17 protein-coding genes, 2 tRNA genes and 1 pseudogene are annotated in these 14593 nt (G+C 64.1%); 3 read left to right on the forward strand and 17 right to left on the reverse strand.

Annotation, left to right across the window (positions count from 1 at the left end; all coding sequences use genetic code 11):
• Positions 1-295: 295 nt before the first annotated feature.
• The 6 genes and pseudogenes from ACNAOU_RS24245 to ACNAOU_RS24270 all read right to left on the reverse strand — a co-directional run bounded on the left by ACNAOU_RS24245 (position 296) and on the right by ACNAOU_RS24270 (position 5100).
• Complete coding sequence (locus tag ACNAOU_RS24245) at positions 296-733, reverse strand: hypothetical protein (RefSeq protein ID WP_422759021.1); 438 nt, start codon at positions 731-733, stop codon at positions 296-298.
• A gap of 399 nt (positions 734-1132) precedes the next feature.
• Positions 1133-1207 (reverse strand) — tRNA-Ser (locus ACNAOU_RS24250).
• An 852-nt stretch (positions 1208-2059) separates the two neighbouring features.
• Positions 2060-3663: pseudogene (locus tag ACNAOU_RS24255) on the reverse strand (Na+/H+ antiporter).
• 98 nt (positions 3664-3761) lie between these two features.
• Positions 3762-3835, reverse strand: a tRNA-Asp gene (locus ACNAOU_RS24260).
• A 507-nt stretch (positions 3836-4342) separates the two neighbouring features.
• A complete protein-coding gene (locus ACNAOU_RS24265; RefSeq protein ID WP_422759022.1) occupies positions 4343-4591 on the reverse strand; it encodes a hypothetical protein in 249 nt (82 codons plus the stop codon).
• 71 nt (positions 4592-4662) lie between these two features.
• A complete protein-coding gene (locus ACNAOU_RS24270) occupies positions 4663-5100 on the reverse strand; it encodes a hypothetical protein (RefSeq protein ID WP_422759023.1) in 438 nt (145 codons plus the stop codon).
• 127 nt (positions 5101-5227) lie between these two features.
• Here ACNAOU_RS24270 and ACNAOU_RS24275 point away from each other — a divergent pair, with 127 nt between their 5' ends.
• A complete protein-coding gene (locus ACNAOU_RS24275) occupies positions 5228-5632 on the forward strand; it encodes a hypothetical protein (RefSeq protein ID WP_422759024.1) in 405 nt (134 codons plus the stop codon).
• A 65-nt stretch (positions 5633-5697) separates the two neighbouring features.
• Here ACNAOU_RS24275 and ACNAOU_RS24280 read toward each other — a convergent pair whose 3' ends face one another.
• On the reverse strand, positions 5698-6084 hold the full coding sequence (locus tag ACNAOU_RS24280) for a hypothetical protein (RefSeq protein WP_422759025.1): 387 nt from the start codon (positions 6082-6084) through the stop codon (positions 5698-5700).
• Between the two features lie 125 nt (positions 6085-6209).
• The gene (locus tag ACNAOU_RS24285; protein ID WP_422759026.1) at positions 6210-7613 is read right to left on the reverse strand and encodes a S8 family serine peptidase; all 1404 of its coding nucleotides are present in this window, start codon (positions 7611-7613) and stop codon (positions 6210-6212) included.
• A 503-nt stretch (positions 7614-8116) separates the two neighbouring features.
• Here ACNAOU_RS24285 and ACNAOU_RS24290 point away from each other — a divergent pair.
• Entirely contained in the window at positions 8117-8401 is a 285-nt protein-coding gene (locus ACNAOU_RS24290; protein WP_422759027.1) for an HU family DNA-binding protein, read from the forward strand.
• 106 nt (positions 8402-8507) lie between these two features.
• A complete protein-coding gene (locus ACNAOU_RS24295; protein ID WP_422759028.1) occupies positions 8508-9212 on the forward strand; it encodes an endonuclease/exonuclease/phosphatase family protein in 705 nt (234 codons plus the stop codon).
• Between the two features lie 63 nt (positions 9213-9275).
• Here ACNAOU_RS24295 and ACNAOU_RS24300 read toward each other — a convergent pair whose 3' ends face one another.
• The 9 genes from ACNAOU_RS24300 to ACNAOU_RS24340 form a co-directional block, all read right to left on the reverse strand.
• Positions 9276-9734 (reverse strand): tRNA-dihydrouridine synthase, encoded by a 459-nt coding sequence (locus tag ACNAOU_RS24300; protein ID WP_422759029.1) that lies wholly within the window; start codon positions 9732-9734, stop codon positions 9276-9278.
• A gap of 32 nt (positions 9735-9766) precedes the next feature.
• Positions 9767-10486, reverse strand: coding sequence for a J domain-containing protein (locus ACNAOU_RS24305; protein WP_422759030.1), 720 nt, complete (start codon positions 10484-10486; stop codon positions 9767-9769).
• Between the two features lie 306 nt (positions 10487-10792).
• Positions 10793-11290 (reverse strand): hypothetical protein, encoded by a 498-nt coding sequence (locus ACNAOU_RS24310; protein WP_422759031.1) that lies wholly within the window; start codon positions 11288-11290, stop codon positions 10793-10795.
• A 115-nt stretch (positions 11291-11405) separates the two neighbouring features.
• Positions 11406-12620 (reverse strand): glycosyl hydrolase, encoded by a 1215-nt coding sequence (locus ACNAOU_RS24315; RefSeq protein ID WP_422759032.1) that lies wholly within the window; start codon positions 12618-12620, stop codon positions 11406-11408.
• 117 nt (positions 12621-12737) lie between these two features.
• Positions 12738-13136, reverse strand: a complete 399-nt coding sequence (locus ACNAOU_RS24320; protein ID WP_193594137.1) for an SLOG family protein — start codon at positions 13134-13136, stop codon at positions 12738-12740.
• Positions 13136-13441, reverse strand: coding sequence for a hypothetical protein (locus ACNAOU_RS24325; protein WP_422759033.1), 306 nt, complete (start codon positions 13439-13441; stop codon positions 13136-13138). Before ACNAOU_RS24325 ends, ACNAOU_RS24320 begins: the two co-directional genes overlap by 1 nt.
• Positions 13438-13758 (reverse strand): hypothetical protein, encoded by a 321-nt coding sequence (locus tag ACNAOU_RS24330; protein ID WP_422759034.1) that lies wholly within the window; start codon positions 13756-13758, stop codon positions 13438-13440. The genes ACNAOU_RS24325 and ACNAOU_RS24330 overlap by 4 nt, the downstream gene beginning before the upstream one ends.
• The gene (locus ACNAOU_RS24335) at positions 13755-14144 is read right to left on the reverse strand and encodes a hypothetical protein (RefSeq protein WP_422759035.1); all 390 of its coding nucleotides are present in this window, start codon (positions 14142-14144) and stop codon (positions 13755-13757) included. Before ACNAOU_RS24335 ends, ACNAOU_RS24330 begins: the two co-directional genes overlap by 4 nt.
• Positions 14137-14577: a hypothetical protein gene (locus ACNAOU_RS24340; RefSeq protein ID WP_422759036.1), complete on the reverse strand. Its 441-nt coding sequence runs from the start codon at positions 14575-14577 to the stop codon at positions 14137-14139. Before ACNAOU_RS24340 ends, ACNAOU_RS24335 begins: the two co-directional genes overlap by 8 nt.
• Between the last annotated feature and the right edge of the window lie 16 nt (positions 14578-14593).

The raw sequence follows: 14593 nt of genomic DNA on the forward strand, positions 1-14593 counted from the left end.
GAGTAAAGACCCCGGCTGGCTGCGACGTGCGGTGGGTCCGAACCGAGGACATCTACGCGGCAGCCGGCCAGGAGCCTGGTGGAGAGAACTGTCAGAAAGACAGTGTTTTCCGGCTCTGTGTCTTCCATCTGCGAAGGTGATCCTGCTAGCCGAGTGTCTTCCCGTCAGCGGAGTGATTTCAAGCTAAGGGGCGTCGGAAGCATGGGCACGGATTACCGCGCTCACGGGCTGCCCTGCCCGTCGCCCCGATACCTTCTTGGCAGCGAATCCACCCGAAACGGCTTCCCGCGGAAGGTCAGTTCTCGAAGATTTGACCCGTCAGCAGGTCTAAGCTGAAGACACCGCCAAGCAACCTGACACTGGGGTTGGGGCGCAGCTCCAGGCCCAAGCGCTTCCGGGCGGCGTTGGCAACCGAGTCGCTTTCATCGTCAGCCAGGGCCTGTAGCAGGTGCCGCTCCGTGGAAGGGTTCTTGGCCACGCCCAGGCGGGACATGGAATCGTCCTCGTCTGCCGCCAGCTCGGCCAGCACATCGGCGGGGGCCGAGGGGTTCCTCGCCACATATTCGCGACAGTAGCCGGCATCCGTGAAGTCGCCCCGGTCGCCTGGAAGCTGTGTCAGTTCACGGAGACGGTCAGGTGTCGTGTTCGGGTCCTGTGCTTCATCACGCACGCCCCTCTTGGGTGCCTGAGACGTCCCGGCAGCCCAGCCGTGTTCGTCCACGTCGATCCTCACTGCCACCTCCGTCGATTAGCCTCGAAAAACCGGAGGCGCTTCTCGTATGGAAGACACTAGCAGATCGATCCAGATCCATGGAGTGAGAAAACACTCATCGAGTCTGCCTGGTGGGACGCGCTGGATTCGAACCGGCGTCTCCGGGGCATAGGCCCGGCGCATTCGCCCGATGGCGGTGCTGCCCCGGTACATCAAGCTGGCATCGAAGCCAGCGGTCAGCCATTGCCTTCCAGGCCCACGCCGTCATGTACCGGACACCGCTCTATGCGAGCGTCCCGTGTCGCAGTCCCCGATCCCGCAGGTGGCACTCTTTCTCTACCCACGCACACACCTGGGCGTGCCGGACAGAAGCGGGGACTGCTTGGAAAGCGGCGCGTGTGCGAGACGGACGCCTTCCCGTTGCTTCGAGGGGACTTGAACCCCTAACCTCCGGCCACAGCAGGACCGGTGCTCCGCCAATTGAGCTACAAAGCACGCCAGTGTCTTCGTTCCGGCCGTCGCCGCGGATGGATTGACTTCCACCCGTGAAGCCCCCGGCCCTTGGTAGCTTCGCTGGCCATCTTCCCCTTGTACTTCGGGGTTCGGTGTCAGCTCGGCAAGGGACGGCAGGTATTCTTCGAGCCCGTTGCTGGGGTTGCACCAGCACGCCTGTCTAAGGGGTAGACGACCCCGGCGCAGCCTTCCAATGACACACGGGCATGAGAGCACCCGGAGGTGCTTCGTAGCAGGGGCGGGGCTCGAACCCGCCTACCCCGGCCCGTCGGCAGACGGTCCAAGGCCACACCTTCCGGTGCGGGCGTCGCCATGGACGCCTTCCCTGCAGCCATTCATTTAGCGTGGGGTCTTAGAAGCCTGCCCTGCCGGACCGGCCAACCGCACGGGACGTATCGCCGTTTCCTGCGCCGCTGTCAGTATTTGTGCTGCCGCCAAGAACGGGTGATCAAGTCCCGCTGGCAACGGACCCCAGGTCAGCAGTATCGGGGTCCAGCGCGGACCGGCACCCCACGACGGATGCACCTCGGAGCTAACACTCCGGCTCTGCCTTTGAGCTACGGTCCTTGGCTCTGGCCGGCTGAAGCCGAAATTCCCTACCCCTCGCTGCGCACCGTGCCTAGGAGCTGCGCAGCTACTCTTCAGGTTCAACGGCGCTGGCAGCCGGACGGGCTCGACCGGCCCCTCGCTTGCGCTGGCGGGGTCCTGCATCGTCCTGTCCGGCATACGCCGTTCCAGAGCGGGCCGTCCCGGAATTGAACCGGACCGCGGTGAGCGGTTCCACATCGGCCCCGCCAGGTTCCTTTCCCTGGCGTAGGTTTCTCTATCTGCCACTCATGTGTGCGGCATTACGAGAAGCTCTCTCCGCTCCCCTACCTCCTGCAGGATGACGGTGCGAAGGTCGAGTCGGCGGAGCACCCGGTCAGCGATCTCGGGGTCCACGTCGGGCTCATTCCGGGCATCCACAATTTCCTGGCGGGCGGCGTCAAGGGCGATGGTGCGGATGGCAATCTCAGAGTCGTGGCGGCTGCGGGCGTCCGCCGGCGCAGAAGGAGCAGCGTCAATGATGAGGTCCTCACTCAGGCGTTTGATGCCACGCTCGATGACCTCCTGGCGCTGGTGTGGAAGGTCGTGCAGGAACGGGGCGTTGTGCAGTGCGGCCAGGGCAGCCTCTTCGGCCCGCTGGGCGAGGACCAGTTCGGCTTCGTGTTCGGCAGCCGGTGATTCCCGCATCTTCAGCTTGCGCATCAGCCACGGCAGGGTGGAGCCGGGAATGACCAGGGTTGTGAAGAGCACGGCTACAGCCGTCAGGACGATCTGGTCCCGGGCCGGGAACGGCGAACCGTCCGCGATGTGTTCCGGCAGAGCCAGGGCAAGGGCGAGGGTGGCGAGCCCGCGCATTCCGCACCAGGTCAGCAGGAGGACGTCCTTGGGCCCGTTCGAGGCAGGCCGTCGTTGCGGCGGCGGTTGAACGGCACCAGCAGAGCAAGCCAGACAGCCCGGATGAGAACCACGACCGCGCAAATGACGGCGGCGTTGCCGAGCATAGGCAGCAAGCGGCCCCCGGCGTCGTGAATGACGGTCCGGCTGACCAGACCGATGAGGCCGAACGCCAGCCCAGTGGCGAGGAGTTCGGTGACGTCCCAGAACGCGCTTCCCGTGATGCGCTCGGCGGCGTCCTGGGGTCGTGAGCGACGTTTGATCTCCAGAGCGGTCACGACGACGGCGATCACACCGGAGGCGTGCAGTTCCTCGGCGAGGATGTACACCGCGAAAGGAACCACCAGGGTCACCGCGCTGCGGGCTGTGGATGAATCGATGACACCGATCAGCTTCTTGGCCGCCCAGGCCATGGCGAGGCCCAGGGCCACCGCGACGACGGAGCCGGTCACGAATTTCACCGCCAGCCAGCCGTCCACATCGTGGCCGGCAACGGCGGCCGCCACGGCGGTCTGGAAGATGACGATTGCAGCAGCGTCGTTGAACAGGCCCTCGCTTTGCAGGACAGTGAGCAGCCTCCGGGGCATGTGGACGCGGCCGGCCACGGACTCGACGGCCACGGGGTCCGGCGGTGCGATCATGGCACCGAGGGCGATGGCTGCGGGAAGGCCGATGCCTGGAATGAGCAGCCAGGCGGCTCCGGCGACCACGGCGACTGTGGCCACAACAAGTCCGATGGCGAGGAGTATGACGCTGCGCCACCGGATATGGAACACCGACCATGACGTCTTTTTCGCGGTTGCGTACAGCAGTGGCGGAAGAAACAGCGGCAGGATCAGTTCGGGCTCGAGGTGCAGCTCGGGGATTCCCGGTATGAAAGCCATGCCGAGGGCGATGACGACCATCAGGACCGGGTACGGCAGGTGCAGCCTGTCACCGAGGCTTACAGCGATCACGGTGGCCAGTAGCAGCCCGATGATGAGGGCCAGCTCGTGCATGTACTTCTCCTCGCATGTGGGAAAGGCCGGCGCCTGTGACAGGCGCCGGCCTTGGCTTGGGCCCCGGCGGACCGGGGTTGTGCCGGGAGGCACTGATGCGGCTCTGACGGGACTTGAACCCGCGGCCTCCGCCGTGACAGGGCGGCGCGCTAACCAGCTGCGCTACAGAACCAGATGGTCGGTGGTGGAAGACACCGACCGGACCCAAGGTCCCGCCGGCCGACGGGACGAGGGAAGTGGTGCTCTGGTCAGCTTTGACGCTGAAATCCCCTAGCCCTATTACGCGTCTTTACCGGTGTCCGCGCTTTTACTCTTCAGGTTCAACGGCGCAGACAGCTCGGGCGGTGTCGATGCGTCCCCCGCTTGCGCTGACGGGTCATGACATCATCCTGCCCGGCATACGCCGTTCCAGACCGTGGGCCGTTCCGGAATCGAACCGGTCCGCATCTGCGGTTCCACATCAGCCCTGCCGGGTTCCTTGTCCCGGCCTAGGTTTCTTTAGCTGCCACTCATGTGTGCGGCGGAGGAAATCCCTCTCACCGCTGGCCAACTTGAGATTCCTGTACTCGTTCAAAGGCCGCCCTGATCTCAACTTTCTGGCCTGCCTCGCAGAATGAGCCCTTTAGCTGGCGGTAGTAGCCGGCCCCGTCACGACTTGAGGGCCAGATTCACGACGCGGTCATGCAGTTGGCCGGCGGCGTAAATGGCCTGCTTGTCGAGACTTGCCTCCACGCGGGTCCGGCCCGTCAACGATGGCCTGCAGGGCCGAGCGCACCACGTTGTCCTCGTAGGTGTCCGCTTCGGGAAGCTCAGCGATGGCTATCCGGAAGGCGTTCTTCACGACGCTCCTGCCTGGGAATTCGGCCTGGGTAAGCCATGCCATTGGAAGAACCTCCGCGGCCTTGGCGTAGCTGGTCAGTGATGTCATTGGTGTCTCCTTAGCTCGGCAGGGCGGCCGTGCGCCTCTGCAACCAATGTGTGCGGAGGCAGGGGGTTTGGTCACCGCGGGATTAGGCTATCGGCGACGTAGTCCGGCACCGGCGCCTTGTAAACGTAGAGCACTTCGAGAGCGAGCCGCTGCACTTTGAGCTTCCACGTATCGGCGGCCGCCTGTTCGACGGTGCGGCCTTGCAGGTAGTCCTCCCCGGCCATCCCGGCCAGTGAGGCGGCCTCGGCCAGGTTGATCTGCTGGTCCAGCTCGCGCCAGTTCTCCCGGTGTGCGATGAATTCGCTGCGCAGGTGCCATTTGCTGCGGCCCTCCCAGCCGCGCAGGAAGTCCAGCCAGTCAGCCCGTTCCACCTCGGGCATCCCCCGGACGTGGTCTGTCGCTGCAGCGATGAGGTTCACGTTGAGCCGGTAGCGGTTGCAGGCCGGCAGCCAGGGCCACAGGGCGCGGCACCCGGGATGGTCGTCGCTGTGGTTGCGTTCCATAGTCATGGGCCCTATGTGTGCGGACACGGCCACTATGCTCCCCTGGCCTTTATCTGGACATGACTCGCCGGCTAGCCAGGTCTGCACTTCAGCCGCGCTGCTAGGCTTCGAGAAAAACGGACAAGGGGGCACCGTGGCAGAGCGCAGCGCATCAGAGTGGAACGAGTTGGCAGCGGAGGGCCGGCGCATCCTGTGGGGTGTCGCCCGCAACGGGGACCTGGTCGAATACGGGGAGTTCAACGCCCAGCTGACCGAAGCCACCGGCCTGCCCGGCTTCGATCTCAGGACGGACCGTGGACGAGCGGACATCAGCCATCTATTGGTGCTCATCCATGACTTGGACTGGGATGAATCGAACCCCTACATGCTGACTTCCCTGGTGACGCTTAGCGGCGGGAACCGCCCGGGCAAGGGGTTCTTCACGCTGGCTAGGGACAGGGACCTCTACAACCCTGACGACTCGGAGGACGCCTTCTGGTCCGAGCAGGTCAGGCTGGCACAGGAAGCACACAAGAGGGTTCGGCCGGTCAGTGGCTAGGCTGCTCCGGCTACGCCTGGCGCTTGAGCACAGCGTGACAGGCACGGCGGCCGGAGACAGCGCTATTACTGGATCTTCCCGCCGAGCTTTGCCTGCAAATCCTTAAGCTCCAACTCTAGTCCCCTGACCTCCCAGTTGGCTCCGGACAGCACCGCCTCTCGGTCCTTCTTGAACTTCACGTCCTGGGCCACCATCTTGTTCAGCGCCGCAGTGTTGTCGAACGTGACGAGCACGGTGTTGGCTCCGCAGGTGGTGGCCTGCCAGCCCTGGTCTGCCTTGGCGTCCTGGGTCGGCTTGTCCTCGCACTTGGGATCTTTGACGACGTTGGCGGCGATGTAGGCGTCCCGCAGGTCCATGACGTCCTTGTAGGAGGCGTCCTTCGTGATGGTGGTGCCGCAACCGGCGAGCAGGGCGGCGCACGCCACGGCCGCGGTAATGACTCGGATCTTCATAGGTCCCCCCAGGTCGGAGGCTGCCAGGCTTGGCAGCGCGTATCGGTCAGAACTCTATACGAGCAGCGGCACGGGACGACCTGAACGGCCCACAGGCCGCGTAACGATGCCCTCGAAAGCGGCTCTTACGGGGCAGTCGATGTGCCAGACGGTGTGATTCGATTCAGGATGAGGTACAACGCCGAGGCGCAGAACATTAGCCCGACGGCGATGGACCAGACCACACTGCTTCCGACCTGGGATGCTTTGCTTGCTCCCGCGCCAGCTGTCAGCTCGCGAGGTACAGCTGCAACAGTTGCGTCCCCGGTCTCATCCGGAAGTACCGGGGCTGCGGCAGCTTCCGGACCAATGACAGAGTTGTCCTCGCTGTCCTGCCTCTTGACTGGGACTGCCGGAGCAGGGGACTGTTCGGCACCGCTTTCAACGGCGGCCTGCGGCGCGGGTGCAGCAGTACGCTGGGCCCCGTCAACTGGTTCCGCTGTTGGGACAGGAACGGGTGCCTCGTGGGACAAGATGCCGCCCGGCGGACCTCCGGCAACGTCCCCGGTGGCCGTTGAATCGGTGCGCGCTCCCGTGCTGCCGGTGGATGGATTCGTTGCGGACTTCCCGAGCCCGCAGTAAGTGCCCACGCCAGCCCACGCGTCGCCCGGCTTGAGGGTGGCACAGTTGGGCGGGGGCGGTGGCTTCCCCGGAATGTAGAGGAACCGGTTCGGGGTCAGCCCCTTGTTGGCGCCGACAACACCCGGCGTGGAGTTGTTGATCAGGATCCGGTGCACGTCCGCCGGTGACAAGGCGCGATTACGTGACAGAAGGACCGCTGCCGCACCGGAAACGTGAGGCGCGGCCATGGATGTACCACTCAGATTCTTGAAGCCAGTTGGTGAGTTGTTCCATGCAGACCGGATGGACACGCCCGGAGCCTGAATGTCGACGCAGGAGCCGTAATCGGACCATGCTGCCTGGTTGTCGTTGATGTCTGTGGCCGCCACGGTAATGGCAGTCGTGATGCGGGCCGGGGAGGCACCGCAGGCGTCGACGCCGTTGTTGCCTGCCGCAGCCACAACAGTGATGCCGTCGTCGATGGCGCTCTTCACAGCTTGGTCGAAGCTATCGCTGACAAAGCCACCGATGCTCATGTTCATTACTGCGGGTTGCCCGGCCTTGTGGTGGGCGACAGCCCAATCCACTCCTGCTATGGCAGTGGAGTTCCAGCCACTGCCGTCGCATTCGACGACCCGGACAGGGATGATGTTTGCCTTCTTGGCAATGCCGTAGGTGGTCCCAGCCGCCGTACCTGCCGTGTGCGTACCGTGGCCGTTACAGTCGTTTGCGCCCATGCCATCGTTGATGGCCGTCCAGCTGGCGGCCACCCTGCCTGTGAAATCGGTGTGAGGCATGTTCAAACCGGTGTCGACTACGTAGATGTTGACCCCGGCCCCCTCGCTGCCGATGGAGTACTGTCCGTCCCGGCCAGTGCCTTGGTCGACCCGGTCAATCCCCCAGACAGAGGTCGCTCCTGTAATTGACACGCGCGTGTCCTGCTCAACGGAAGCCACACGTCCAGAGGCTTTCACGGCGGCGATCTCAGAGGGCGTGGCGACGACAATCGAGGCTTTCAATGTGTGGGAGATGGTGTCTTTGACTTCGATCCCCTGGTGCTCCCCTGGTGCTCCAGTGCGACAGACTCCGCTTCTGCATCTACTCCACTGCCATAGTTGACGATGTATCGTGGGCAACTGGCGACAGAACGACGCCAACGACGTTGAGTACGAAGCAGACCATAATGACGCCGATGAGACGGTTTTTCATTCGGAGGCTTTCTGTCGATTGGCACCGGAGTCCCAGCATCCACCTTTTGGTTCACAGCCGATGTGTGCGGCAGAGTCCTGAGCGGTCATCGTCAAAGCTCTGAACCCATCAAAGCGCCTTGCTGAGCCGACAATACAGCCTTGCCCGGCGTGGCAGTTGGATTGGACCCCTTGCCCCGGTGGTACGTTCCGACTGAAAGACATCACCGAAATGAGGAGTCACCATGGCCATCAACCGTTCAGAACTCGTCGATCAGGTCGCCGGCAAAGCAGGCACCGCCAAAACCGACGTCAACAAAATCCTCGACGGCCTGTTCGAGGTCTTCACCGAGTCGCTGTCCAGCGGAGAGAAAATCACCATCCCTGGCTGGCTCGCGGTGGAACGCACTGAGCGAGCAGCCCGCTCTGGCCGAAACCCCCAGACCGGCGAAGCGATCGAGATCGCGGCAGGCCACTCCGTAAAACTGACCGCGGGATCCAAGCTGAAGGCAGCGGTCTCGAACAAGTAGTCGGGGGCCGCGGCAAGAGAAAGGGCGGAGGACATCCCTCCGTCCTTTCGCCTGTCATACGGACTAGGGTTTCGATTCTCGGGTCTTCCGAACCAAAGGGTGTTGAATGCGGATCGTCTCCTGGAACTGCTCGATGGCGCTCTATAAGAAGCGCAGCCTGCTGGACGAGCTGTCACCCGACGTCGCCATCCTGCAGGAAGTCTCGAAAAGGGACATCGAAAGCGGAGATCACCCCTTCTCTGCGTGGGTGGGCTCCAACCCGCACAAGGGGCTCGGAGTGATCGGGTTCATCCCGGCCAGCTACAAGATGACCGAGCCGGGCGACCGCGGTCTGCCGTGGCATCTGCCGTTCAGCGTCGACGGCCTCAATATCGTTGCCCTCTGGGCGCACCAGTTGGATAGGGATCTGAAGTACGTCCGGGTGACCCACAAGATCGTTGACCAGCACGCCCGGTTCCTCGGGACGGGACGGGCGATGATCGTCGGTGACTTCAACAGCAACACCGTCTGGGACTCAAAGCACCAGGGCAGGAACCATTCGATGCTGGTCGAGAAGCTCAGCGGGATCGGCCTGGACAGCATCTACCACCGCCAGCATCAGAGCGCCCACGGCGAAGAACAGGTCAAGACGTTCTTCCACAACTGGAACCCCGACCTTGGACACCACATCGACTACGCCTTCCTCTCGTCCGGAGTCGAAGCCAAGGTGGCCGTTGGTGAAACCGCGGAGTGGCTGCCCCACAGCGACCACATGCCGTTGGTCGTCGATCTGGACCTGAAAGCCCCTATGCCGGTTGCAAACCGGTCGTAGCAAAAACCACGCCGAAGGATCTTTTCTGGCCCGAGGGTGCTGTGGAAGGAACATGTTTCACGGTCAGCCTCCTGTGCTTCCTTTGGCGCTGCCACCAAAGCCGCCGCGTGAGACGGACGTCGGGCCCTTGGTTGCGACGCCACTCTTGGCCGTCGCTCCTGGTGGAATAGAGTCGGTGCCGCCGGACAGCGGGGCGCCGACCTCGGGAATGGAGCGGGAGTCGGTGGAGCCACTGCTGCCCATCGGCAGGAAGTACCAGCCGTAGTGCCTACTTGAACGGCCTTGATCCGAGCACTTGTCGTCCTCGACTCTTTGCTGGGTCGCTTTGTCCTGGCAGGTCTGTGCGTAATCAGCATCGATCACTGAACCGTCGGGAGAGCATCCGGTCAAGACCGCACTGGCCATGACGGCCGAAACACCAAGGATGACGACGCCGGACCTCCGGCCACGAGTTGCCGCTTCCCGGGGCAGCCGGTCGGGGGTGTTGGCGTCAGCAGTCGCGGCCGTGGTGGGAGTGCTCATGCCTGCCATGTGTGCGGTGCCTTGTTGTGTCGTCACCGGACCCATGCAGCTATGTCGTCCCGGAGCCTCACAGCAAGGCCGATCATGAAACTGAGAATGAGCCCGGTAACCAGCGCCGGGATCCAGATGTCGGTGGATCCGGTGGCAGTGATAAAGGCGAAACCTCCTGAGAAGGCCGCGCAGCCGAATGGGGTCTTGAGTGCTGTGCTGATGTCGTCGGCGACGGCGGCGACCAGGGTACCGAAGGCCCACAGAAGGGGGTAGACGATCGCCGGGAGCCCTTGAAAGGTGAGAAGGCGGATGCCTTGCTTCGGCTGTACAAGCTGCCAGAGTTGGATCTCCTGGAACAGCCAGTAGCCGCCGAGTGCGGCAAAGACGACAACGATGAGCCCGATCTTGATCCGCCGTATTTTGACCGGCCGGGCCGACGGTGGGGGCTGCGGGACCGCGGCGTCGTGCTCCTCTGGATCGTACTCGGCCTGCGTTTCATCCTGGTGGTAGGACGCCTGAGAGCCGGTGTACGCTGCAGTTTCCGGCTGCGCTGCAGCGACAGGATTCAGCTCACGATCGTAGGCTGCCCGCTTCAGTGGGTCGGACAGGGTCTCGTAGGCGTCCTGGACGGAACGGAACAGCGGCGTCATGTCTTCGCCGTTGCGGTCCGGGTGGGTCTTCGCGGCAAGCTTCCGGTAGGCCTTCTTGATTTCCTCCGGCGTCGCATCTTCCTTGATGCCGAGCACGTCGTAGCGGTTCATGACAGCCATCCTGCGGGCAGTGCGTACCGGACTGTCAACGGCTGGCGAGAGGTGCTTTTCATGGTCGGGCCTTTCAATGGCTTCTACCTTGAAATATGCGTAGATATTCCAGGCACGGCTGTTCTGACCGGGGCCCATTTGCCCCCAGCTGTCAGATGCCTTGGTAGTCTCCGGAACTCTGCTCAGGCACCCCTGCATGCTGCCGAACATCATGTCGGTCATCCCGGTGGGGTCGCCGCCGCACGGGATAAAGTCCTCCCGCCGGCGTCTGCCGTGTGTGCGGCGTAAAGGTTCTGATGCCCGTGCTCAGGAGCCGGCGGCCGCAGCGGCGGCATCAAGTGCCCCGGCCATGGCCTGCACCTGGGGTTCGGGCAGGCATCCCGTCCCGGCTCCCGGTTCGTAGGGCTCAGGTGTGGGGATGAGGTCGGTGGCGAAGTAGGTCTTCCCAGTGGCGGACCGGCTGACGGTGACGAAGCATGTACCGCCCGTCCCTGCCTGGGTCGCAAAGCGGCGAGGGCCGGCCGCGGCGCGGTATGCCGGCACGTGCCCACCGGCTTCGAGTCCGGTCAGGTCCGTGAAGCGGCCGTCCATGATTTTTGCCAGCTGCTGGGCGGTTCCAACTTGCGCTGCGTTCTGCTGCGCGGCCGCGTCGTGGGCCGCCCCGATGAGCTGGCTGGACGAGGTCACAGCTACCCCTCCGACCGTGCCGGTGACAACGAGCCCCACCAGGGCTCCGGTGGTGTTGATGGCCCCTGTCTCGGATTTCAGGGATCGCGCGAGTCTGTGGCAGAACTGAAGCAGCATCTTCGAACCTCACACCTCGGGACGTTAGAGACCCTTAGTGAACCAGCCGGGACAGACAATCCTTGGGCCGGGAACCCGGTGCACGCGGCTGCTGGGCCACGTGCACCGGGGTGTCTCAGCGGCTTGCCAGGGCGGCGGCGAAGGCAGTTGACGACGAGGTGCTGCTTTCGATCCGCCAGTCGGTTTCCTTGTTCAGGTTGAACCAGATGAGTCCGGTGACGTCGGGCTGGGTGCGCAGGTACGGGATCAGGGCGGTGTTCCAGTCTGCTTTCGAGCCGCCGGCCTCAGTGCTGGCCGTTTCGGTGATGATGATCTGTTTGCCCGGTGCGATCAAGCGCAGCTGGTTCAGCCAGTAGCCGTAGAGGGCCTCGGGTGACTGCCAGGAGCTCCAGCTCTGTGTGGTGCCCCAGTTGTAGGCGTCCAGCCCCAGGACGTCCACGTGGCCAGTTCCGGGGTACATGGCGGCCATGTCGCCGGCCCCTCCACCGTTGGGCGCCCATACCCAGGTCACGTTCGTGGCTCCGGCGGCCGTTACGACGTCATGGACGTGCTGCCAGGCCCGGATGTAGTCGCCGGGCTGGTTGCCGTTGGTGACCTCGCACCAGGGGTACCAGTCACCGTTCATCTCGTGGGCGAAGCGGAGCATCAACGATTTTCCCCAGACAGCCAGATCCAAGCCCCATTGCCGGATGTAGCTGTCGAAGTTCCCGCCGGCGATCGCGGCCAGTGTGTAGGCGGGCTGGATTGGTCCGCCGACGGAAGCGTCCCAGGGCTCCCAGGTGATCACCGGCACGGCACCGCGCGCACTGGCCGCCGAGAGCTCGGCAATGGGCGCAGGCTGCCGGAAGTCCTTGTAGCTCAGGAGGATGGAGGGCTGTTCACCGACGAGTCGGGACGTTGCGTCGATTTCGGTGGTGGCGGCCATGCCACCGGCGGGGATGAGACCAAACCGCAGCGGTGAGCTGCTAACCGGGGGCAAGGCCGGTGCCGGGGCCACGACCGTGAAAAGCTTGGACGCAGTGGTCCCGCCCGCCTTGGCTGTCACTGTCAGGGAAGCCTCGGTGGTGTCCGGGATGGTGATCACGGCGTTGAAGCTGCCGTTCTTGGCTGTCTTGAAAGCAACGCTGTTGACGCTGCAGGCGAGGGTCCCGGTGGTCAGCCCGGGAAACCCTGATCCTGACACGGTCACGCTGGTCCCTGCCGGGCCCGTGGCGGGGCTGAGGCTGATCGTTGGCGCGGGGGCGGCCTGAGCGAGGGTGGCGTTGGCGCCGGTGAGGGCGGCGGCGATCCCGAGCCCGATGACGGTGCGACGGGTGGCTGTTCGCTTCATGGTGTGCTCACTTCTGTCTTTCCGCCAAGCTATTTCTGATGGCGTCCTGGCAAAAGAAGTGCCTGCACGCGCAAATAAGGGAAGGCCGGCAGGCATGTCCGGGGCCGATCTCCCGCTTTAGTCTGTCACGGCGGTCGTCGCCTCGTAGACGGTGGTGGGGATGCCCTGCTTTTGGGCGTAGCGGAGGCAGTGACTGGCGCCGCCGGACTTGTCCAAAATGAAGGCGATCAGGTGGTCCGGCCTGGTGTCGACCATGGCCTTGTTGCGCGTGTATCCGGCCGCCATGTCCTGTGAACCGTCAGCTTTCCGCCACTTCGCCGGGTGCAGCTCCAGGGTCAACCCGTTGTGGGCCCAGATCTCTTCGCAGATCCGGTCGGCGCCCTTCGGGCATTTCCCGGAGACCAGGATGGCTTCGGGGTCACGCCCGGTCGAGTCCCACCAGTCCCGGAGGGCGTCCCTGATGACGGCGCGGTCGGTCCAGCCGCGGGAGCCGGTGATGAGCAGGCGAGGAGGCATCAGTCGTCCTTGTCTTTAAGTTGGGCTTCCCGGATTTCGGGGTGGGCGGCCATGGCGGTATCGGCCAGTTCCCGTGCCGCTATTGCCGTTGCGTGGCTGCGGAACTCCCGGCAGAGGGCGGCATAAGAGATCAGGTTCGCGGTCTCCTGGGCCTTCAGCAGGTCTTCGGCGGCCTTTGCAGCCGCCAGGGATGCCCGGATAGAGACCTTGGCCAGGGCGCTTGCCTCAGTGACAGGCGTTCCGGACGCGTGCATGTCGTCGAGGGCTTTGAGCCCATCAAGGGCGAGCTCGTAGTGGGTCTTCATTCTGGTCCTTCGGTGGCGAGGAAGTGGGCGAAGCATGGGTCGTAGTTGAATCCGCAGATCTGGCAGAAGGCACCCGCGGAGGAGTCCCCACAGGTCTCGCAGCCACCACACATTCCGGGATTGACCTCGACGTTGTCGTGGGCTTCCAGCAAGGCCGCTCGGGCAGCTGCCTCGTCGATGCCGAGCAAGCTGGAGAGGTGGGCCAGGAAGCCGCCCGGCGCGAGGTCCCCACAGGAGCAGTGCACAGAGGAATCCCCTGCGCCGATGGGCAGGTGGGCCGCGAGGCCAACATCGGTATCGCTATGGTGGCCGCTCACGGGTGGACCTCGGCGTCTTTATTGGCACGTCCTGACTTACGCAGGTTCCGGTGCACGAGCCAGTAGTAGCGGTCAGCGTGGTGGGCAGCTGAAAGGTCCTTGGCGAGGCGCCGGACAGCCAGGGCAGCGCGGAGCCTGGCAAGGAGATTCCATTGCGGCGGTTTCACCCTGCGCGCCTCGAAATACCGTCCGGCGGCCTCCTCTTCGAGAGCTTCCATCCGCTTCAGGGCAAGCTCTTCGGTGGGCTCCAGCGCCGCCAATTCCAGATAGCGCCGGACTTCGTCCAGTCCTCGGCTGCTCCGACACCGTGACCCTTCGGCTTTGTAGTCGGCGATAAGCCAGTCGAGGACCGGGTGGCCAGCGGATGCTTCGACGGCCTCAGTCATGGTCTTGCCCGGACGCGTCGTTGAACGACCAAGACAATCGGTGCGGGATGCCAGTGGTAATGCACGCCGCCGCGTATTCAATGGCGCCTTCGGCGTTGAAGCCGAAAGGTTTGATCCAATCCAGGCCGGAGGTTCCATCGGACAGCCTGATGTTGCTGGCGCCCTGGACGTGCCAGCTCGTGTCCGGGAACCGGGTTTCCTTCGGCCACGACAGCATGCCCATCTCGGCCAGCTTCTGTGCATGGGTGTACGGTGCGAGCGTCTCTTCCCGGCTGCCGTGGGGGCCGCGGTCCAGCCACTCATCCCAGGGTGTTCCGGGGTGGCCTTTGGTTTCGAAGTGGTTCCGGGCCAGGAGCTCTGCGGTGTATTCAATCAGGCGGAAGTGCAGATCGTATGCGGGATACTTTGCGCGTGCAGCATTGGGATAGCTCAAGGGCAGTGTCCGTCCA

It is taken from the genome of Paenarthrobacter sp. C1 (assembly GCF_049315185.1).
Lineage (GTDB): Bacteria > Actinomycetota > Actinomycetes > Actinomycetales > Micrococcaceae > Arthrobacter > Arthrobacter nicotinovorans.